16 protein-coding genes are annotated in these 20769 nt (G+C 70.7%); 3 read left to right on the top strand and 13 right to left on the bottom strand.

Features of this window, described 5'->3' with window-relative positions:
* Positions 1-20: 20 nt before the first annotated feature.
* Positions 21-650 (top strand): hypothetical protein, encoded by a 630-nt coding sequence (locus tag ACFRKB_RS31090; protein ID WP_383109939.1) that lies wholly within the window; start codon positions 21-23, stop codon positions 648-650.
* A gap of 95 nt (positions 651-745) precedes the next feature.
* On the opposite strand, the gene ACFRKB_RS31085 is transcribed toward ACFRKB_RS31090, so the two are convergent.
* The 6 genes from ACFRKB_RS31085 to ACFRKB_RS31060 form a co-directional block, all read right to left on the bottom strand.
* Positions 746-1384: a hypothetical protein gene (locus ACFRKB_RS31085; RefSeq protein WP_383109938.1), complete on the bottom strand. Its 639-nt coding sequence runs from the start codon at positions 1382-1384 to the stop codon at positions 746-748.
* A gap of 137 nt (positions 1385-1521) precedes the next feature.
* Positions 1522-2232 (bottom strand): ribonuclease HII, encoded by a 711-nt coding sequence (locus ACFRKB_RS31080; RefSeq protein WP_383109937.1) that lies wholly within the window; start codon positions 2230-2232, stop codon positions 1522-1524.
* Between the two features lie 267 nt (positions 2233-2499).
* Complete coding sequence (locus ACFRKB_RS31075) at positions 2500-4200, bottom strand: DUF4153 domain-containing protein (RefSeq protein ID WP_383109936.1); 1701 nt, start codon at positions 4198-4200, stop codon at positions 2500-2502.
* A 187-nt stretch (positions 4201-4387) separates the two neighbouring features.
* A complete protein-coding gene (locus tag ACFRKB_RS31070; RefSeq protein WP_383109935.1) occupies positions 4388-5365 on the bottom strand; it encodes an ADP-ribosylglycohydrolase family protein in 978 nt (325 codons plus the stop codon).
* 12 nt (positions 5366-5377) lie between these two features.
* The gene (locus tag ACFRKB_RS31065; protein ID WP_383109934.1) at positions 5378-6037 is read right to left on the bottom strand and encodes a histidine phosphatase family protein; all 660 of its coding nucleotides are present in this window, start codon (positions 6035-6037) and stop codon (positions 5378-5380) included.
* Between the two features lie 102 nt (positions 6038-6139).
* Positions 6140-6745 carry a YdbC family protein gene (locus ACFRKB_RS31060; RefSeq protein WP_030350129.1) on the bottom strand — a complete coding sequence of 202 codons (606 nt, stop codon included), beginning with the start codon at positions 6743-6745 and terminating at the stop codon, positions 6140-6142.
* Between the two features lie 202 nt (positions 6746-6947).
* On the opposite strand from ACFRKB_RS31060, the gene ACFRKB_RS31055 reads away from it, so the two are divergent.
* Positions 6948-7472 carry a TerD family protein gene (locus ACFRKB_RS31055; RefSeq protein WP_365974187.1) on the top strand — a complete coding sequence of 175 codons (525 nt, stop codon included), beginning with the start codon at positions 6948-6950 and terminating at the stop codon, positions 7470-7472.
* Between the two features lie 95 nt (positions 7473-7567).
* Here the strand turns inward: ACFRKB_RS31055 and ACFRKB_RS31050 are convergent, their stop codons facing one another.
* Positions 7568-10465, bottom strand: a complete 2898-nt coding sequence (locus ACFRKB_RS31050; protein ID WP_383109933.1) for a vitamin B12-dependent ribonucleotide reductase — start codon at positions 10463-10465, stop codon at positions 7568-7570.
* 144 nt (positions 10466-10609) lie between these two features.
* Positions 10610-11119 (bottom strand): transcriptional regulator NrdR, encoded by a 510-nt coding sequence (gene nrdR, locus ACFRKB_RS31045; RefSeq protein WP_383109932.1) that lies wholly within the window; start codon positions 11117-11119, stop codon positions 10610-10612.
* A gap of 501 nt (positions 11120-11620) precedes the next feature.
* Between nrdR and lexA the strand changes: the two genes are divergently transcribed.
* Complete coding sequence (gene lexA / locus ACFRKB_RS31040) at positions 11621-12412, top strand: transcriptional repressor LexA (RefSeq protein WP_383109931.1); 792 nt, start codon at positions 11621-11623, stop codon at positions 12410-12412.
* Positions 12413-12495: 83 nt separating this feature from the next.
* Here the strand turns inward: lexA and ACFRKB_RS31035 are convergent, their stop codons facing one another.
* The 5 genes from ACFRKB_RS31035 to ACFRKB_RS31015 all read right to left on the bottom strand — a co-directional run bounded on the left by ACFRKB_RS31035 (position 12496) and on the right by ACFRKB_RS31015 (position 20646).
* Positions 12496-14466 (bottom strand): ATP-dependent DNA helicase, encoded by a 1971-nt coding sequence (locus ACFRKB_RS31035; RefSeq protein WP_383109930.1) that lies wholly within the window; start codon positions 14464-14466, stop codon positions 12496-12498.
* 38 nt (positions 14467-14504) lie between these two features.
* Positions 14505-16424, bottom strand: a complete 1920-nt coding sequence (locus ACFRKB_RS31030) for an IucA/IucC family protein (RefSeq protein WP_383109929.1) — start codon at positions 16422-16424, stop codon at positions 14505-14507.
* A 135-nt stretch (positions 16425-16559) separates the two neighbouring features.
* Entirely contained in the window at positions 16560-17297 is a 738-nt protein-coding gene (locus tag ACFRKB_RS31025; RefSeq protein ID WP_383109928.1) for a GNAT family N-acetyltransferase, read from the bottom strand.
* Between the two features lie 41 nt (positions 17298-17338).
* Positions 17339-19252 (bottom strand): IucA/IucC family protein, encoded by a 1914-nt coding sequence (locus ACFRKB_RS31020; protein ID WP_383109927.1) that lies wholly within the window; start codon positions 19250-19252, stop codon positions 17339-17341.
* A 35-nt stretch (positions 19253-19287) separates the two neighbouring features.
* Positions 19288-20646 (bottom strand): diaminobutyrate--2-oxoglutarate transaminase family protein, encoded by a 1359-nt coding sequence (locus ACFRKB_RS31015; RefSeq protein ID WP_383109926.1) that lies wholly within the window; start codon positions 20644-20646, stop codon positions 19288-19290.
* Positions 20647-20769: the final 123 nt, after the last annotated feature.

Here is a 20769-nt window from a genome sequence, read left to right as displayed (position 1 = left end):
GCGTATGCGAAGGGAGGAACGTGACCTTCGGATTCGCTTCGTCCGCAGCCACTTCGGTCAGTACACCCGCCGATTCCGTCAGCCGCCTCGCCAGAATGCTCGAACCGGCCGAATGGGCGGAAGCAGGCATTCCGCTGCTGCGCAACCCCCGCGAGGTCGTCAGCGGTCTGCACAGCCGGCACGGGCCGACCCCGTCGACCGCCGTCGTGGCCGTACTCGACCATGAGGAACGGCTCGCCGCCAGCGCCTCGTTCGCACCGCGCGCCGCGCCGGTCGACGGATGGGAGTTCCGCAACGCGCTGCTGGCGCATCTGCGCCGCGTCATCCCGCACGACCTGCGCCGCCGTACGCCCGTACGCACCGCGGTCCTGCTCTACTGCCGTGAGGGCGACGAGCGTTGGACGGAGGAGGACGGGGCCTGGATGTGGGGGCTGCGGGACGCCTGCACCCTCCATGGCCTGCGCTGTGGGGCGTACATCACCCTGACCCGCGGCGGCTGGCAGGTGCTGGGCGAGGGCCGCGGCGGCCGGCGGCCCAACTCCGAGTCCCCGCCCACCGCTCTGGCCGAGACACTGGCCGACCCCGACCCGTCGCCGGTGCGCGGCGGCGGCGGAGCGGTGGAGGTACTGCGCCGCACGGCTGCGCGTTGAGCAGCCGGGCGGCCGCCGTTCGCCAGGACCGTCACAGCGGCCCGGCCGCCCCCCGAACGGGCAGCCGGGTCACGGCCGGACCGACGCCGTACGGCTCAGACGCCCGCGCCCAGCACGGCGTTGATCCGCGCCGAGTCACCGCACACGACGAGCAGCGCGGCGGCGCGCTCCCTGGCCGCCGGAAGCACCCGGGTGACAGCGCCGTCACCGCCTCCGTTGACGGCGACGACCACGACAGGCCGCGACTGCGCACGGGCCACCGCGCCGCCGTCCGCGAAGAACACGTCCTCGCGGGCGTCGTGCTGAGCCCAGTAGGCGGCTTCGCCGAAGGACAGCTCGTGGGTGGCCCACGGGTGCTGTTCCCCGGTGGTGAGCACCAGGATGTCGCCGGGCGCCCGCCCCGCGTCGAGCAGCAGATCGACCGCTTCCTCGGCGGCGTCGAGCGCACCGCCGGCCGGAGCCGGAATCAGCTGGATCTGGGGAACGGCAGGAGTGGTGGCGCCGGAAGCCTGGGGCTGCCCGGCGGAGTTGTGCGAGCGCTGCGCCGGCGGCGCGGGCCTCGCGGGACCGGGGCCCGGACGTCCGGGCCGCGGTGTCGTCGCGGAGCGCGGCCCGGGGACGGGACGCGGACCGGGTACAGGACGAGGGGTCGGCGCCGTACGGCCGGTGGCCGGTGTGGCGCTGGCACCCTGGGCTCTCTCGTGAATCTGAGGCTCCTGAGGGATGAGAGGCATGACTGGATGTCTATCAAACACCGGTGCGAAAAGCATCGGCAGGTGGGGATATTTGTACCCATGTCTGCGGGCGCGAGCCACACAGATTCAAGGTTCACCGGAAGTTCCGGAAATCGGACCTTCCAGAAATCGGCGGTTCAGAAGTCGAAGCCGAGTTGGCCCCCGCCTTCCATAGCAGCGGCCTCCACGGAGACCCGGACCTTCTTGAGATGCCGCCACCGGGGCAGCGCGTCGAGATAGGCCCACGAGAGGCGGTGCTGCGGTGTGGGTCCCCACTCCTCCAGTGCGGCTCTGTGCACCGGTGAGGGGTAGCCCGCGTTGGCGCCGAACGCGTAGGGAACGTACTCCGCGGTCCCCGCGCCGAGTTCGGCCATCATGGCGTCCCTGCGCACCTTGGCGATAACCGAGGCGGCAGCCACCGAGACACAGGACTGGTCGCCCTTGATGACCGTACGCACCAGCCAGGGTCCTCCGAGATAGTCGTGCTTGCCGTCGAGGATCACCGCGTCGGGCCGCACCGGCAGCGCCTCCAGGGCGCGTACGGCGGCGAGCCTGAGCGCCGCGGTCATCCCCAGGGCGTCGATCTCCTCCGGAGAGGCGTGTCCCAGCGCGTGCGAGGTGACCCATGCCTCCAGCTCATCGGCCAGCTCCGTACGGCGCTTGGGGCTGATCAGCTTGGAGTCGGTGAGGCCGGCCGGAGGTCTGCGCAACCCCGTGACGGCCGCGCATACCGTGACCGGACCGGCCCACGCGCCGCGCCCGACCTCATCGACGCCCGCGATGATCCTGGCTTCGGTGGTGGCGCGCAGCGAGCGCTCGACGGTGTGCGTGGGTGCTTCGTACGGCATGGCACCAGCCAGGTTACGCCGCCCGAACGCCACGCGACAGACCGGGTACCGGCCGTGGTGCCCGCCCGTGACATCGGGACGGATCTCGTCGCGCGGGACCCCCCGTTCACGGCCTCTCCGAGGAGCCGGGCGGAGGGCTCGATGACACCGCCGAGAATCAGCCCGCGGAATCACGCGGCGGTTGACGTGTCACACACATGAGGGACCGTCGTGCCGCCGACAGCGGGTACGGGAGGCCAGGAAGGGGCGTCCCGTACCCACCGTCGCTCAGGGCCTGTCGAGGTCGAGGCCCAGCCCGTAGCAGCTGGAGGTCGCGCCGATCTCCCGCTCCGCCACGATCTCGCGGGCCCTGCTCTCCGACCAGCTCGTCGCGTACCAGGGCTCGGAAGCGTCCCCCAGATGCCGCTCGATGCCGGCCAGGGCGCACGAACGCAGCGGCTCGGGCAGCCGGTCGAGCGCCGGCGCGGCATCGGCCGAGAGATCCTGGAAGTACTGGATGTCGATCTTGTGCGAACGCTCGTACCGCTGCACGTTCCGCTCCGCGACCAGCGCGTCCGGCGAGATCAGACCGAAGGCCAGCACCGCGGCCCCGGCACTCGCGGCGACGGCGCGCGGCAGCCACCGTCCGCCGACGGCCCCGGCCACCAGGATCAGAACGATCACCACGCCGAGCCACAGCTCCATCGCCGCCACCGAGACGCGCAGCCGGGTCAGTCCGTAGGCGTCGACATACAGATCCATCCGGCGCAGCGCCGCGGCGACCACGACCAGGGTCAGCGCGCACAGGACGCCGAGGACGGCCCGGACCAGGGTGGCGTCATGGGCTCCGTCGCGCGGGGCCCATCGCCGGGCCAGTCCGATCACGAGAAGCACGAGCAGGGTGGCCCAGAGCAGCTGCCAGAAGCCCTGGCGCGCGTACTCCGCGTAGGTCAGACCGGTTTCCCGCAGGACCTTGTCGTATCCGCCGAAGAGCACGGCGAGCTGGATGGCGATGAAGGCCGCGAAGAGAAGATTGAGGACGATGAGCGGAAGCGCCCACTCGATCCGGCCACGGGCCCGCCCGGGGCCTACGGTGATCCGGTCCCAGCGCCGCGGCGCGGCGGCGGTGTGGGCGGTGGCCAGCGCGCCGGCGACTCCGACCGCGAACAGCACGAACCGCCAGGGCCCGTCGCCGACCGATACGTCGGGGCTCAACTGGCCGAGCAGATCGGCGAAAGCCGCGTCCGCGTTCGCGAAGAGGGTGCCGAACACGATCAGCAGTACGGCCGCGACCGCGACGGCACGGAGGACCGGCATCAGACGACCGCGCGATCCTCCGGCGCGTGCCCGCAGGCCTCTCCACCCCCAGGCCGTACCGGGTCCGAGGGAACCGAACAGACCGAGCGGACCGAACACGACCCCCGGCCAGGTACGGCAGCCGTGCAGGGCGAGCGAGCCGAGCGCCAGCGCGGAGACGACCGCGAGGAAGGTCGGCAGCCCGGCGTCCCGCAGAACGGGGACGGCGAGCAGAGCGAGTCCGCCCAGAGCCCAGACCAGCGTCCAGGGGCGCGGCCGGCGCCCGGCGTCCTGGGCCGCGAAGTGGGCGGCGAGCGCCGCGGGCACCGCCACGATCAGCAGATTCAGGCCGAGTCCGTCACCCAGCAACAGGGCGCTGAGCAGGCCGGTCGCCAGGACCGACCAGAGCGTCGCGGTACGGATCGGGGCCGGGGTGCCCGGCTGGATCTCGGTGAGCCAGAGGGGCGGCTCGCCGCGCTGCGGCTGCCACTGCTGCCATTCGGGCGCGGGCGGCGCGCCCTGACGCTGCTTGGTGAGTACGGGTACGGCGGAGGACCGTCGGGCGGCGTCCCCCTGCCCCTGCTCGCCGCCCGGCCCTCGTCTGTCGTCCGGCTCCTGCCGCTCCTGCCCCTCCTGCTCCTGCTCCTGCTCCTGCTCGCCGTCGGATTCCGGTCTTCTGCCCGGTTCTGTCACGGGACCCCCTCCCGGCCGGGTCCCTTCGCGGCAGCGGAGTGGCGCGTACGGCCCGGCGTCTCGTCGGCGCACGCCCCACGAAGATCACCGGGGGCGGCGTGGCCGACAGAGTAACCACGTGCTGCCACCCCTCCCCGTTTCCGGGAACAGGTGTGGCAGGACCGTGACAACTACAGGACCGCGACCACTACAGCGGGGACGAGAGCCAGGCCGGAAGTTCTTCGGTCCGCTCCAGCCAGTGCGCCGGCGGCGTCCCGGTCCTCGCCGCCGAGATCACGCCCCCCGCGATGGCGCATGTCGTATCGACATCGCCGCCCGCCTGGGCCGTGGTCCAGAACCCCCGCTCGAAATCGCCGAGAGCCCGCGCCGCCGACCAGAGGGCGAACGGCACCGTGTCATGCGCGCTGGTACGCCGCCCGCAGCCGAGAACCGCGGCCACCGTGCCCGCGTCGTCGTAGTCCAGCATGTCCCGCGCGCGGCGCAGCCCCGCCCCGACCGCGCTGCGCGGCACGAGCGCCACCACGCCGTCGAGCAGCCCCTCCGGCGTCGGCGGCCCCGCGGGATCCGCGGCGAGAGCCGCTGCTGCCGCCACCGCCATGGCGCCCACCACGGCCTCGCGGTGCTGGTGTGTGGTGTACGCGGAGATCTCGGCCTGCTGCGTGGCCTGCTCCGGATCGCCCGCGTACCAGGCGCCGAGCGGCGCGATCCGCATGGCGGCCCCATTGCCCCACGAGCCCTGCCCGTTGAACAGCGCGGCGGCCAGTTCACGCCAGTCGCCGCCCTCGCGGATCAGCCGGAGCATCCGGTTCACGGCGGGCCCGTAGCCACGGTCGAAGTCGTGGTGCGCGGCGAAGGACAGGGCCAGCGCGTCCTGGTCGATACGGTGATGCGCGGCCAGTACGGCCAGTACCGACGCGGCCATCTCGGTGTCGTCGGTCCACTGCCAGAGTCCCGGCGGCAGCTCGCGCCGCTTCAGCAGCGGATAGTTCGAAGGGACGAAGAACTGGGAACCCAGAGCGTCCCCCACGGCCAGCCCGCGCAGGCTCGCCAGGGCGCGGTCGTGGCGTGGATCGGCCGGCCGGCCGGTCGGAGATTGAGCCGTCGAGGATGCGGCGGGCGAGGAATCAGCGGGTCTGGAATCAGCGGGTGTGAAGTCGGCGGTCATCGCACAGTCATTCTATCCAGTACGCCCATAGGGCTCCGGCGTGCGCCAGCGCTCGAACGGCCGGTCCAGGGTGTATCTGCCGTCCGCGCCGAGCAGCAGGGTCCTGGTCTCCCCGTTGCCCGGGTTCGACAGGGATTCGAACTCCGCCACCGACCAGTGGAACCACCGCATGCAGAACAGCCGCATGGTCAGTCCATGGGTCACCAGCAGCACGTTCTCCGGCGAGTCGGGCGTCTCGAAGCTCCGGTGGAGGGACTCCAGGAACGCGCCGACGCGATCGTAGACATCGGCGCCCGACTCGCCCTGCGCGAAGCGATAGAAGAAGTGCCCGTACGCGTCCCGGTATGCCTTCTGGAGCCGTACGTCCTCGCGGTCCTGCCAGTTCCCCCAGTCCTGCTCGCGCAGTCGGGGCTCCTCCCGTATCCGCACCAGTTCCGGGTCGAGGCCGAACGCCTCGAACGTCTGATGGGTGCGGCGATACGGGGAGACGAAGACGCTGACCGGCTCCCGGCCGAACAGCTCACGCAGCCGTACGCCGGTCTCCAGGGCCTGCCGGTGGCCCTTCTCGGTGAGCCTCAGGGCATGGTCGGGCTCGCGTTCGTACACCGTGTCGTCGGCGTTGCCCACCGACTCTCCGTGCCGGACGAGAACGATGCGCCGTGGTCGTGCCATGCCCACGACCCTAGACGAGTGAGTCCGTCGCGATCGGGCCGTGCGACCGCCCGTGCGGACGGAGACCATCCGGCGTAGCGGGCTCCCGGGTACGCGGCCGGGTCACACGGTCCAGGTCGATTCGAGGTCGACGACATCTCCCGCCAGCGCCGCCACATCCGCGGCCGTCTGTGCGCGCAGCGTCAGCCGCTCCACCCGTTCGACCCGGTACTTTCCGTGCTCGGCCGCCGACTGCCACATGGACAGCACTATGAACTCATGGCCGGGCGCCTCTCCGAACAGCCCGCGCACCATCCCGGGCGACCCCGCCATCGCGGGGTTCCAGACCTTCTCCTGCATCAGCGCGAAATGCTCGACCCGGTCCTCGTGCACCTTGCAGTGGGCGACCCGCACCACATCGGCATCGGTGAACCGCGGCTCGAAACCGGTCTTCACATCGAAGCGGTAGTCGAAGAGCTTGACCTGAATGTCGCGATGTGTCCCCGCCTGTGCGGCGGCGAGCCGGTCGTGCGAGCGCGCCATGAACGAGTCGTAGAACGCGCGGCTCTCCCAGAACGAGAAGACATGCGCGACGCCCGGCCTCGCTCTGCTCCATCCCCCGCTCTGCCCCCGGAACCCCGGCTCACCGAGCAACCCCGCCCATTTCCGCTGCCCGCGCTCGAAACCCCGACGGTCGGTCACGGTGCAGCGAATCCACTTGACCAGCACCGCGCCATCGTACGGCGCGGAACGTGGCATCGGTCACGCCCGTTGTGGACGTGAGAGAGACGCTGTACGGACAGCCGACGAGACGACTATCGGCCAACGTGGCGTCAACTGGACTGATCACGCGACGGGTTGTCGGTGCCCGGGACTAGCCTTGTGTCCAAGGCCCGGAGATCCGGCCCGGTTCCGAAGAGGGGGAAGACTGGTGAGCAGCCTCAACAGAGGGGTGGAGAAGATCGAGGTCACGCTCAAATGGGACCCGGCGCCCCTGGGCGCGTCCCCGCACGATCTCGACCTGGTCGCCGCGACGTACACCTCTGGCGCCCCGAGCGACGCCCCGGCCTATCTGGTCCACTTCGACAGCCGTTCACCGGACGGCACGATCACGCTGGACCGGCAGAGCCGGACGGGCCAGGGCTTCGGCTCCGACGAGGAGATGACGCTGGAGCTGGTGCGGCTGGCGCCCTCCTACACCCGTGTGGTGGTGGGCGTGGCCATCCAGCAGCGCGACGGGAGGCGGACGTTCGGCGACATAGTCAATGCCTCGGCCCGCGTTCTGGAGGGGTACACGGAGCTGGCCGCCCATGACTTCGCCGGGGTGGCCGGCTCCACGGCCGCGACGTTCGCGGAGTTCACCCGGGACTCCTCGGGGGCCTGGCGCTTCCACGCGACGGTCCGCGGATTCGACACCGATCTCCAGTCCTTCGGCGCCCTGATGGGCGGCGCCTGACCTCCAGCGCCTGGCCCACAGCCCGGGGCGGCCACAGCCCCGAGGGGCGGCGGCCGCTCGGGCCACCGCCCCTCGGGGGCTTACCGCGCCACGGCTCAGCTGCAGCCGCTGGTGGAGCCGCATCCCTCGCAGATGTAGCAGGACCCGGCCCGCTGCATCTTCGTACCGCAGGAGAAGCAGAGCGGTGCGTCGGCGCTGATGCCGAGCTGCATCTCGACCAGTTCCGCCGAGGTGTGCGCCTCCTTGGGCGCCGGGACCACGGCCGCCGCCGGCGCGGCGGGGGTCGGGGTCACCGCCTTCAGCGTCTCCTGCCGGCGCGGGGCCGACTGGGTCAGGTCATCGATGTCGATGCCGTCATCGTCCAGGGACGGCTCGTACGAACCGGTGTCCAGGTGGCGCTGGCGCTCCTCGGCGGAGTGGATCCCGAGAGCTGAGCGGGTCTCGAACGGAAGGAAGTCCAGCGCCAGACGGCGGAAGATGTAGTCGACGATCGACTGCGCCATCCGTACGTCCGGGTCGTCCGTCATACCGGCCGGCTCGAAGCGCATGTTGGTGAACTTCGATACGTACGTCTCCAGCGGGACGCCGTACTGCAGACCGACCGAGACCGCGATCGAGAAGGCGTCCATCATGCCGGCGAGGGTCGAGCCCTGCTTGGACATCTTGAGGAAGACCTCGCCGAGACCGTCGTCGGGGTAGGAGTTGGCTGTCATGTAGCCCTCGGCACCGCCCACCGTGAAGGAGGTGGTCAGACCGGGACGGCCCTTCGGGAGACGCTTGCGGACCGGGCGGTACTCAATGACCTTCTCCACCGCCTGGCGGATGGTCTCCTCGGCCTTCTCCGCGACCTTCTCGTCCTTCTTCTTCGCCGAGAGCGGCTGGCCGACCTTGCAGTTGTCGCGGTAGATGGCGAGCGCCTTGACGCCCATCTTCCACGCCTCGAAGTAGACCTCTTCGACGTCCTCGACGGTGGCGGTCTCCGGCAGGTTCACCGTCTTGGAGAGCGCGCCGCTGATCCAGGGCTGGATCGCCGCCATCATGCGGACATGACCCATGGCGGAGATGGAGCGCTCGCCCATCGCGCAGTCGAAGACCTCGTAGTGCTCGGGCTTCAGGCTCGGCGCGTTGATCACATTGCCGTGCTCGGCGATGTGGGCGACGATCGCCTCGATCTGCTCCTCCTGGTAGCCCAGCCGGCGCAGAGCCTGCGGGACGGTGCCGTTGACGATCTGCATCGAGCCGCCGCCGACCAGCTTCTTGAACTTGACCAGCGCGAGGTCGGGCTCCAGGCCGGTGGTGTCGCAGGACATCGCGAGACCGATCGTGCCGGTGGGCGCGATGACCGAGGCCTGCGCGTTGCGGAAGCCGTTCTTCTCGCCGAGCCGGAGAACGTCCTGCCATGCCTCCGTGGCCGCCGCCCAGATCGGGGTGTCCAGGTCGTCGATCCGGGGCGCGGTGGCGTTGGCGTCGGAGTGCTGCTTCATGACGCGCTTGTGCGGCTCGGCGTTACGGGCGTAGCCGTCGTACGGGCCGACGACCGCGGCGAGCTCGGCGGAGCGGCGGTACGAGGTGCCGGTCATCAGCGAGGTGATGGCGCCGGCCAGCGAACGGCCGCCGTCGGAGTCGTACGCGTGGCCCGTGGCCATCAGCAGGGCGCCGAGGTTGGCGTAACCGATGCCGAGCTGGCGGAAGGCGCGGGTGTTCTCGCCGATCTTCTGGGTGGGGAAGTCCGCGAAGCAGATGGAGATGTCCATCGCGGTGATGACCAGCTCGACGACCTTCGCGAAGCGCTCGGAGTCGAAGGACTGGTTGCCCTTGCCGTCGTCCTTGAGGAACTTCATCAGGTTCAGCGAGGCCAGGTTGCACGAGGTGTTGTCCAGGTGCATGTACTCACTGCACGGGTTCGAGCCGTTGATCCGGCCGGACTCGGGGCAGGTGTGCCAGCGGTTGATCGTGTCGTCGTACTGGATGCCCGGGTCGGCACAGGCCCACGCCGCCTCGGCCATCTTACGGAAGAGGGACTTCGCCTCCACCTCCTCGATGACCTCACCGGTCATCCGGGCGCGCAGCCCGAACTTGCCGCCGGCCTCGACGGCCTTCATGAACTCGTCGTTCACCCGGACCGAGTTGTTGGCGTTCTGGTACTGGACGGACGTGATGTCGTCGCCGCCCAGATCCATGTCGAAGCCCGCGTCACGCAGGGCGCGGATCTTCTCCTCTTCCTTGACCTTGGTCTCGATGAAGTCCTCGATGTCGGGGTGGTCGACATCGAGGATGACCATCTTGGCCGCGCGGCGGGTGGCGCCACCGGACTTGATCGTTCCGGCGGAGGCGTCGGCGCCGCGCATGAAGGAGACCGGGCCCGAGGCATTGCCCCCGGAGGAGAGGAGTTCCTTGGAGGAACGGATCCGGGAGAGGTTCAGACCGGCGCCCGAGCCCCCCTTGAAGATCATCCCCTCTTCCTTGTACCAGTCGAGGATCGAGTCCATGGAGTCGTCGACGGAGAGGATGAAGCAGGCGGAGACCTGCTGCGGCTGGGGCGTGCCGACGTTGAACCACACCGGCGAGTTGAAGCTGAAGACCTGGTGCAGGAGGGCGTACGCCAGCTCGTGCTCGAAGATCTCGGCGTCCGCGGGCGTGGCGAAGTACTGGTGCTCCTCGCCGGCCTTGCGGTACGTCTTCACGATCCGGTCGATGAGCTGCTTGAGACCGGTCTCGCGCTGCGGGGTGCCGACGGCCCCGCGGAAGTACTTGCTGGTGACGATGTTGACCGCGTTCAGGGACCAGAAGTCGGGGAACTCGACGCCACGCTGCTCGAAATTGACCGAGCCGTCGCGCCAATTGGTCATGACGACGTCACGGCGCTCCCAGACCACCTCGTCGTACGGGTGCACTCCGGGGCTCGTATGAATGCGCTCGATACGCAGACCCTTGCCGGCCTTGGTCCCCTTGGCCCGGGAACCTCGTGCCGAGCCGCTCGCCGTCTCTGTCATGCCGCCTCCCATATACGTACAAAAACGCGCTGACGTGCCATGTTCTTCCCGTGGCACGGCGTGTGTGTCTGATGCCTCGGGTGCGCACAGGGCACCCGTGACAGGTCTTTGCCACCGCGGAGCGGCCAGGATCGGGCCGGCCGGTCAGTCCGCGGCGGTGGCGGGCACGGGGACCTTGCCGGCCCCGTCGACGCCGGTTTCCTCTGAGGGGGGCCGCTCGCGCAGTTCCGCGATGGCGGCCTCGAAGTCTTCGAGCGAGTTGAACGCCCGGTACACGGATGCGAAGCGCAGGTAGGCGACGAGGTCGAGCTCCTGCAATGGGCCGAGTATGGCCAGCCCCACGTCATGGGTGGTCAGCTCGGCGCTGCCGGTGGAGCGCACCGCTTCCTCGACCCGCTGGCCGAGCTGCGCGAGGGCGTCCTCGGTGACCGGCCGCCCCTGGCACGCCTTGCGCACGCCGGAGATGACCTTGGTACGGCTGAAGGGTTCCGTCACGCCGCTGCGCTTGATCACCATCAGTGAGGCGGTCTCCACCGTGGTGAAACGGCGGGAGCAGTCGGGGCACTGACGGCGGCGGCGGATCGACGTCCCGTCGTCGGTGGTGCGACTGTCGACGACACGGCTGTCGGGGTGCCTGCAGAAGGGACAGTGCATGGTTCCCTCCCCTCCTTCACAGCACGACTGGATAGCCTCGTCAGGGCCCGGAAACGAGCCCTTCGAAGCACCCCCAGCATAGGCGATGACCTCACCCCCGAGAGCGGGGGGACCACAACTTCTGGGTGGCTGCGACAATCCAACCACTAGATCTGGGGTTTGACTGCATCCTATGCCCCAGCGCGTGTCGCGTGTCGAGGCGGGTGCCGGGACAGTCGTCCGGGGCCCGCGGACCGGCCCCGAGAGTACGGGAAGGGCGCGGCGCGCGGCCTTCCGGGCCGCCCGGTGGAACACTGGTCCCCGCCGCGGACGGCAGCGGCCGGGAACGGGACGGTACGGTGGCGAGCGGCACCGTACCGCGGCCACGGGGCCTGCCTATACACCCAGCCAGAGGCTCAAGGCGGACTCTCCGCAATTTTTCACTCGAACGTGTGTTTGGCGCAACCTTTCGAAAGCTACTACCGTTGTCCAGCTAGGGAGAACATTTCGAGAGGGGCCGACGTGACCACCACCGCAGACAGCGCCACCGCCACCATCACTGCCCAGGACCGCTCCCAGAGCCGACTCGAGCCGGTGCATGCCATGAATGACGTACTCACGAACCCGGAGGGCGCCAAGCCCACGCGCTCGTTGCCCGGCCGGCCTCCAGGAATCAGGGCGGACAGCTCCGGTCTCACGGACCGGCAGCGGAGGGTCATCGAGGTCATCCGTGACTCCGTGCAGCGGCGCGGTTACCCGCCCTCCATGCGGGAGATCGGCCAGGCCGTGGGCCTCTCCAGCACCTCGTCGGTCGCCCATCAGCTGATGGCTCTGGAGCGCAAGGGCTTCCTGCGCCGTGACCCGCACCGGCCGAGGGCGTACGAGGTACGCGGCTCCGACCAGCCGAGCACCCAGCAGACGGACACGACCGGCAAGCCCGCCGCCTCGTATGTCCCGCTGGTCGGCCGGATCGCCGCCGGCGGACCGATCCTCGCGGAGGAGTCCGTCGAAGACGTCTTCCCGCTCCCCCGCCAGCTGGTCGGTGACGGAGAGCTGTTCGTGCTGAAGGTCGTCGGAGACTCGATGATCGAGGCCGCGATCTGCGACGGGGACTGGGTCACGGTCCGCCGCCAGCCGGTCGCGGAGAACGGCGACATCGTCGCCGCGATGCTGGACGGCGAGGCGACGGTCAAGCGCTTCCGTCGTGAGGACGGCCATGTCTGGCTGCTCCCGCACAACGCGGCGTACCAACCGATCCCCGGTGACGAGGCGACGATCCTCGGCAAGGTGGTGGCGGTCCTGCGCCGGGTGTGAGTACTCCACCGGCTCCGACCGGGCCCCGGAACCCACTGCGCCGGTTCCGGGGCCCTGCTTTGTCTCCAGCGGCGCAACAGGCCTCAGCGTCCCTCGGCCTGGGCCACCGCGTCGATCGAGGCGAGGGAGCGCCGTACTTGACCGCGGTCCGTGGTGTACCAGAAGTCGGGCAGTGACGCCCGCAGGAAACTTCCGTACCGGGCATTGGCCAGCCTCGGGTCCAGTACGGCCACCACGCCGCGGTCCCCGCTCGCCCGCACCAGACGTCCGGCGCCCTGGGCCATCAGCAGGGCGGCATGCGTCGCCGCCACGGCCATGAACCCATTGCCGCCGGCCTCCTCGACCGCCTTCTGCCGCGCGCTCATCAGCGGATCGTCGGGACGGGGGAACGGAATCCGGTCCATGACCACGAGCTGGGAGCTGGGGCCCGGCACATCAACGCCCTGCCACAGGGACAGCGTGCCGAACAGACAGGTCTTGGGGTCGGCGGCGAACGCCTTGATCAGCTCGCCGAGCGTCTCCTCGCCCTGGAGGAGGATCGGGGCGTCGAGCCTGCCCCGCAGTTCCTCGGCCGCCGCCTGGGCGGCCCGCATCGAGGAGAACAGCCCGAGCGTACGGCCGCCCGCCGCCTCCACCAGCTCCGCCAGCTCATCCATCATGTCGCCGCGCGAGCCCTCCCGGCCCGGTGTGGCCAGATGGCGCGCGACATAGAGGATGCCCTGCTTGCGGTAGTCGAAGGGCGAGCCGACATCGATGCCCTTCCACTGCGGGACGTCATCGCCCTCCGTGCCCTCCGGCGCCAGGCCCAGCGAGGCGCCCACCCCGTTGAAGTCGCCGCCGAGCTTCAGCGTCGCGGAGGTGAGCACGACGGAGCGGTCGGTGAAGAGCTTCTCCCGCAGCAGCCCCGAGACGGAGAGCGGGGCGACGCGGAGGGACGCGCCGAACCGGTCGTGCCGTTCGTACCAGACGACGTCCCACTCGGAACCATTGGCGATCCGCTCGGCCACGGTGTGGACGGACTCGACGGAGGCGAGCGCCTGCTTCCGTACGACGTCCTCGTCCTGGACGGACTTGTCGCGGGTCGAGCCGAGCGCCGAGATGACCGTACGGGCCGCGTCGCGCAGCGCCATCAGGGCGTAGCCGAGGTCCTCGGGGATCTTTTCGAGCCGTCCCGGGAGGGCCAGCTCCATCACCCGCTCGAAGGTCTCGGCCGCCGTCTGCAAGGCGTCCGCGGCCTTCTCGTTCACCAGCTTCGCCGAGCGGCGCACGGCCCGGTGGACCTGCCCCGGGGTCAGTTCGCCGGTGGCGACTCCGGTGACCCGTGAGACCAGCTCATGGGCCTCGTCGACGATCAGCACCTCGTGCTGCGGAAGCACCGGGGCGCCCTCGATCGCGTCGATCGCCAGAAGCGCGTGGTTGGTGACGACGACCTCGGCGAGCTTGGCACGCTCACGCGCCAGCTCGGCGAAACACTCCGCGCCATAGGCACACTTCGTCGCCCCCAGGCACTCCCGCGACGAGACGGAGACCTGGGACCAGGCGCGGTCGGACACACCGGGCGTCAGATCGTCGCGGTCGCCGGTCTCGGTCTCGTCCGCCCAGTCCCGCATCCGCAGCAGGTCCTGGCCCAGCTTGCTGGTGGGCGCGGCGGCCTCGAACTGGTCGAAGAGGCCGTCCTCCTCGTCCTGCGGCATCCCCTCGTGCAGCCGGTGCAGACAGAGATAGTTCGAGCGGCCCTTGAGCATGGCGAACTCGGGCCGCCGCCGCAGCAGGGGATGCAGCGCCTCGACCGTACGCGGAAGGTCTCGCTCCACGAGCTGGCGCTGCAACGCCAGGGTGGCCGTGGCCACCACGACCCGCTCGCCGTGGGCCAGGGCCGGCACCAGATAGCCCAGTGACTTACCGGTGCCGGTGCCGGCCTGGACGAGCAGATGGGACGGGGCGTCGATGGCTTCGGCGACGGCCTCGGCCATGGTGACCTGGCCTGGCCGTTCCACGCCGCCGACGGAGCTGACGGCGGCGTGGAGGAGCTCGGGGAGTGATGGCTTCGTCATAGCCCGACCACCCTACGGGGCGCCGCTGACAACGGAGGTCACTCGCTCGGCCGCCGGACGGCGAGCGGGTTGGGAACCGTACCGTGCACGGCGGCGTGCGGCCGGTGGGAGCGGTCACGGTAGCCGTCGAGATGCAGCCGGTTCCGGTTGAGGCAGAGGCGCTGGATACGGGGCGTGAGCAGGTCGAACGTCTCGAACCGGTCCTTCAGCTCCGGGAACCGCGCCTGGTACCGCAGGATCTCCGCCCGTACGAGGGACCAGAACTCGTCCTCGGACACGCCCAGTTGGTCCTGGCACAGCGGTGCGAGATAGCGGAAGACGCCGACGAAGAGCCCTGAATGGATGAACTGGGTGAGAAAGGAGGGCTCTTCCGTCAGGAGGACGCTCTTCACGTCCTCGGGCATCGAGTCGTGCTCGGGCAGTGGGCGCGCGCTGATGTTCACATCGTCGACGAAGTCCTTGATCGCGAGCCGTACCGGCACGTCCCGGCCGTCGAAGACGACGATGGCGTTCTCGCCGTGCGGGGAGAAGACCGTCCCGTACCGGTAGAGGAAGTGCAGCAGGGGCGGAAGCAGCGCGGAGAAGAGCCGCTGGAGCCAGTCGGCGGGTGTGAGTCCCGAACGCGCGACGAGTTCGGCGGTGAACGCCCGGCCGTCCGGATCCGTATGGATGAGGGAGGCGAGCGTACGGGCGCGCTCACCGGAGGCCAGCCGGGCCTGGAGGGGCTCGCGCCAGATGGCGCCGAGCAATTCCTTGTACTGGTAGGGAACTTCGGGGAGATGGTCGTAGAGGGGGTGTTCCACCGTCACGGAGGCGACTTCACCGAGCAGGATCACCCGGCAGTCGTCGCGGAGGAAGGCGTCCGCGTCACGCACCCCGTGCATCCACGCGGTGACGGCGGGGGCGGCGAGCGTGCGCTCCGTGGGCAGGCCGCGCCAGACAAGGGTGTTGAGGATGGACAGCGGCAGTTTGACCGTGTGCCGGTCGGGCCGCCCGAGGTTGAGGAAGGTACGGATGGACTGCTGCGGCAGCCGGAGATCACCGTCGGTGGGGAGCGGGACGATCGCTCCCTCGGCTATGGCGGGGGCGTAGAGCTGGAGCAGTACCTCGTCCCACTGCCAGGGGTGCACGGGGAGATAGAGATAGCCGGCGGGGTCGAGCCCCCGGCCACGGAGCAGGGAGTCGAAGCGTTCGCGGACGGTGTCGTCGAGTTCGCCCGCGTAGAGCAGGTCGGGTGTCTCCAGCGAGCCGACTCCCCGGTAGGTGGCGAGTGAGGTGCTCGCGGCGATCCAGGGCAGCTCGGTGGGCGTACGGGCCTCCGGCGCCCAGCGGTCGGCGTCGGTCGCGGAAAAGCCGCCCCGGCCCTTGTTGAGGACGATCCAGGGGTGGCCGGTCTGGTGTCCTTCGAGTTCGGCGTAGCCGAGGTCGGCGAGGCGCGCGGCGCTCAGGGCGGTGTGGTCGAGCCTGGCGTCGGCGGCGATGGTGGTGGTGAGTTCGCGGACGAGATGGCCGAGGGTCGCGCCGTCCAGGGCGAGCAGCCGGCGGGACCGCAGCAGAAAGCGCAGGGGGTCGGTGAAGCGCCGGCCGTCGCAGGCGAGGGAGCCGGGATCGACACGCCAGCTGCCGTAGGCGCCGCGCGTGGCGCGGAAGGTGAGCGTTTCGCCGCCGTCCAGCGTGAGGGCGTACGGAAGGCCGTGCGGAAGGCCGTCCGTCGGGGCGTGCGGAGCGGCCTCGGCGGCCGGCGGGACGGGCCCCGGCTCGATGATCTCCTCGTAGGCGAACTCACCGAGCATCTTGGCGAGGAGGCGGCCGGCGGCCCGCTGCCAGCTCCGCGGGTTCAGCTCGGGCGGGGAGAACAGCCCGGCCGGTTCGGTGGAACCGGTGGGATCGTCGGGGGATATGGAGCCGATGGGCCCGGTGGGGCCGGCGGAGTCATGGGTCGCAGGGGACGTCGGCACGTGGACTCCTCTGGGAGGGAACTGATGGGAACGTCGGGATCGAGCGGATGGGCGTCGAGCGGGACGGGCGTCGCGCGAGGTGAACGGGCGTCGAGCGAGGCGGGTATCGAGCGGGCGGCCGGCGGAGCCGATCGTTCACAGCCGGTCGCGCAGGGCGCGTTCGCGGATCATGAGCGCGGCTCGTTTGCCGGGCAGGTCGACTTCCGCGGAGAACCGGAAGCCGGCGCTCAGGAAAGCGGCGACCGAGGGCGTGTTACGGAGGTCGGGCTCGGCGATGACGCGCCCGCAGCGGGGACGGTGGTCGAGGACGAGATCGGAGACGGCTCTCAGGAGGGTGGTGCCGACTCCGCGGCCACGGTTGGCGACGCCTCCCACCAGGAGATGGATCCCGGTGTCGTGCGGGCGTGCGGGGTAGTGCCGCGCGAGCGGGTCGAGGTCCGCGCGGTAGATCTCCCAGTAGCTCATCGGGACTCCGTCGAGCACGCCGAGACAGGGCACGCTGCGGCCGTCGCCTTCGAGCTGTGGGCGCAGATGGCCCGCGGTGACCTCGTCCGGCCCCGACAGTTCCCAGAAGGCGGCGACGGCGGGATCGTTCATCCAGCGGCTGATCAGCGCGAGATCGCGGGTGACCCGTACCGGCACGAGCTGGAAGACACCCGCGGAAGTGGCGGCGGGTCCCCAGCCGGCGGGGGCGTCGAGCAGGTCGCCGCCCGGGGGGTCGTCGTACGAGGGGGGCAATGCCATCGGACCGCCCTCCCCGAACAGTGCGACGAGCTCGTCGGAGAACCGCATATCGAGGGTGTCATCGGCGCCCCCGCCGGTACGCGGGGTGGGGCCGGCTCCGGTGTCGGTGCCGGCATCGGTGGGAGGCACAGTGGCGCTCTCCTCTCGGCAGTGCGGACGGTTCGTGCCCTTCAACGGCGAAGGGGATTGGCGATGGTGACGTAGACGGACTGGGTGTCGACGGGGCCGACGAGTTCGTCGAGGCCGTGCAGCCGGGTGAGCAGGTTGGCCTTGCAGCGGAGGGTGGGGGCCGCCAGCAGCCGCTCGGGCAGCGGCGACCCGAGCCGCACGGCCCCGGTGAGGAACTGGCGGAACGCGGCGATCAGAACGCGTTCGTCGGCGAGGCCCTGGGCACCGAACGCCCCGATCAGGCCGAGGACGTTGTTGATGCCGAGGTAGTAGGCGAAGCGCTCGTCGGTGACGTCGTCGGAGACGAAGGTGTCGCTGACGGCGCCGATGCCGGGCAGCCGGCGTTCCAGCGAGGCGCGGCGGGATTCGCGGAAGTAGTAGCCCTGGTTGTCGCGGTAGCGCCCGCCGACGGGCCAGCCCTCGGTGTCGAGCAGTACCAGCGTGTTCTGCTGGTGAGCCTCCAGGGCGATGCCCGCCGTACCGTCCAGCCAGAGCACCGGCCGTACGACCTGGTCCAGATAGCGCAGGAACCACTCGGTGGCCACGGCCCCGTCGGGGCGGCCGGTGCGGGCGGCGAGCGTGGAGACGACTTCGGCCAGCCGCGACCGCATGCCGGTACGGCCGGGAGAGGGGCGCGCGGCGGTGAGTCCGGCGATGCAGACGGCGTCGTCCCCGGCGGCGAACGGGTTGTGGCGCAGCATGACATCGAGTCCGGTCACGGCTTCGCCGTCCTCGGTGTCGACGGCCAGCCAGGCGGGGTCGCGGACGATGTCGAAGCCGGGGTGGGCGGCCCCCCACTCCTTGGCGAGTCCGCTGCGCAGCAGCCGCTGGACCTCGACTCCGCGGTGCAGTTCCTTGCGGAGGTTCTCGCGGCGGGAGTTGGTGATGCGTACCCCGAGGGAGAGCTTGAGCATGGCGGGGGCGCCGGGGCGGTAGACGGTACGGATCGAGGAGGTGGGGTGCCAGGGGGCGCCGTGCGGGCCCAGATCGTGGAGGAGCCCGGCGTCGAGAAGGCGGGCCACGGCGGGCCGGTGCCTCACCTCACGTGCCTGCCAGGGGTGGAGAGGCAGGGCGACGGTGTGCTCCGGAAGGGGGACGTCACCGAGAAGGCGCGCCGTGAGCTTGTCGGCGGGCAGGACACGGCCCTGCTCGGTCCAGGCGGAGTCGGTGGCGAGTACCGACCGGTCGACGGCCATCCAGTGCAGCGGGAAGGAGCCGCGCGACTCCGGTGAGTAGCGCCGGGCTTCGGCCTCGGAGAGCCCTTCCCGGCTCTTGGGCGTGGGATGCAGCGGATGGCCGAGGAGTAGCGACTGCTCGGCGGTGAGGAACAGATCGGCGCCGGCCGCGGCTTCGGGCGCGCGTCGCCGGTCGGCGAGGAAGTCGGCCGTGTGCAGAAGGGAGTTGGCGACCCTGCCGACCAGCTCCCCACCCTGATAGCGGCCCGACTCACGGCCGAGGAGAGCGGCCACGGTGACGGCCTCGGCTGCGGGAGCGTCGCGTGGGGCGCTCTCCAGGAACGGCATCCCGAAGCGGTGCCAGCCCGTCTCCGACCAGTACCGGACGGGGACGAGGAGCGCGGTGCCACTGGCGTGGAGCGGGATCCGGAGGACCTGGCCCTCGGGGCGGGGCAGAGCGTTCTCCCTGACCCAGCAGCGCAGCAGATTCTCGACGGCCGCCGCGTCGGCCGCCTTCAGCGGGTCGGGATGATCGAGCTGGTCGGCCACCGGTACACCCGTGAACGTGTCATCACCGGGGGCGAGTTGACCGTCGAAGCCGCCCGTCGGCTGCCGTGGCACCGTCGTCGGCTCGACGGCGCCCGCGGCATGGGACGCGTCCTGCACCCGGTCAGGTCCTCCGGGGTGGGCGGTGGGGCGGCCGGCGGCCTCGGGGGCGTCAGGTGTGGGGGTGGAGTTCACGGAAGGGCTTCCTTGTGAGGGTGTCCGGGGCAGGTCTAGGGGCCGGTTTCGTTCCGGCGGAGTGCGGCGCGCTCGGCGGCGGCCAGGGCGTCGGCGAAACGGTCGAGGACCGCGACGGCCTGCTCGTCGGTGAGTGTGAGCGGCGGGAGCAGCCGTACGACAGCGGCCCGGCGTCCGCCCAGTTCCACGATGAGACCGCGGCTCAGACACTCCCGTTGGACGGCCGTGGCGAGCGCCGGATCCGGCGGGGCCGGGTCGCCGGCTTCCGGGGCGACGAGTTCCACACCGATCATGAGACCACGGCCCCGTACGTCTCCGATACAGGGATGGTTGGCGGCCAGCCCCTGGAGCTGCCCCAGCATGCGCGCGCCGAGGATCGCGGCGCGGTCGGCGAGGTGGTTCTCCCGTACGTAGGCGAGGGTGGCCGCGCCCGCCGCCATCGCGAGCTGATTGCCGCGGAAGGTGCCCGCGTGGGCGCCGGGCGGCCAGCAGTCGAGATCCGAGTGGTAGACGATCACGGCCAGGGGAAGGGAGCCGCCGATGGCCTTGGACATCACCATCACATCGGGGGTGATCCCGCTGTGCTCCACGGCCCAGAAGGTGCCGGTCCTGCCGACCCCGGTCTGCACCTCGTCGGCGATGAGCGGGATGGAACGGTCGGCGGTGATCTCACGCATCCTGCGCAGCCAGCTGTCGGGGGCGGGGATCACCCCGCCCTCGCCCTGCACCGGTTCGAGGATCATTCCGGCGGGGGCGGCCAGCCCCCCTTTGGGGTCGTCGAGGAGGTTCTCGGCCCAGCGGGCGGCGAGTTCGGCCCCGCGCTCCCCGCCGATGCCGAACGGGCAGCGGTACTCGTACGGATAGGGCAGCCGGGTCACCCGTACGTCCTCGGCTCCCCCGGAGGCGGCGAGGGCGCCGGCCGTCATCCCGTGATACGCGCCGGTGAAGGCGAGGAGCCCGCCGCGGCCGGTGGCGGTACGGACGAGCTTGAGCGCGGCCTCGACGGCGTCGGTGCCCGCCGGGCCGCAGAACTGCACCCGGGCGTTCTCGGCGAACCGCGGCGGCAGCGTGGCGAACAGCTCGGTGGTGAAGGCGTCCTTGACGGGGGTGGCGAGGTCGAGGACATGGAGCGGGGCCCCCGAGTCGAGGACCTTCCTGATCGCGTCGAGGACGACCGGATGGTTGTGTCCCAAGGCGAGCGTGCCCGCGCCGGACAGGCAGTCCAAGTACCGCCGCCCGTCGGCGCCTTCGATGGTCAGCCCCCGTGCGCGCACGGGCACGATCGGGAGGGACCTCGCATATGTGCGGGCCGCCGACTCCCGTAAGGACTGCCGCCGGAGAATGCCCTCATGGGCGACGGTCGGTGCCGCTGGAGGGGGTTCGGTCACGGCCACGGCTGTCGGTCCTCCCGTTGTCACACGTCATGTCACAGTCGGTCGTCTGTCAGTACGGCGCTCACTCGCCGAATGTTCGACAGTGGACGCCGACTTGGGACGGGACGCCCGTCCCGTACGTAC

The sequence above is a fragment of the Streptomyces scopuliridis genome, assembly GCF_042790125.1.
Classification (GTDB): domain Bacteria; phylum Actinomycetota; class Actinomycetes; order Streptomycetales; family Streptomycetaceae; genus Streptomyces; species Streptomyces scopuliridis_A.
The sequence above is the reverse complement of the archived record's forward strand: the minus strand, read 5'-3'. Positions and strand labels throughout refer to the sequence as shown.

Bases quoted from the DNA above. Each gene is read 5' to 3' on its own strand.
- ACFRKB_RS31085 (WP_383109938.1), bottom strand. From the start codon at position 1,384: ATGCCTCTCATCCCTCAGGAGCCTCAGATTCACGAGAGAGCCCAGGGT.
- ACFRKB_RS31080 (WP_383109937.1), bottom strand. From the start codon at position 2,232: ATGCCGTACGAAGCACCCACGCACACCGTCGAGCGCTCGCTGCGCGCC.
- ACFRKB_RS31070 (WP_383109935.1), bottom strand. From the start codon at position 5,365: ATGACCGCCGACTTCACACCCGCTGATTCCAGACCCGCTGATTCCTCG.
- ACFRKB_RS31065 (WP_383109934.1), bottom strand. From the start codon at position 6,037: ATGGCACGACCACGGCGCATCGTTCTCGTCCGGCACGGAGAGTCGGTG.
- ACFRKB_RS31050 (WP_383109933.1), bottom strand. From the start codon at position 10,465: ATGACAGAGACGGCGAGCGGCTCGGCACGAGGTTCCCGGGCCAAGGGG.
- nrdR (WP_383109932.1), bottom strand. From the start codon at position 11,119: ATGCACTGTCCCTTCTGCAGGCACCCCGACAGCCGTGTCGTCGACAGT.
- ACFRKB_RS31035 (WP_383109930.1), bottom strand. From the start codon at position 14,466: ATGACGAAGCCATCACTCCCCGAGCTCCTCCACGCCGCCGTCAGCTCC.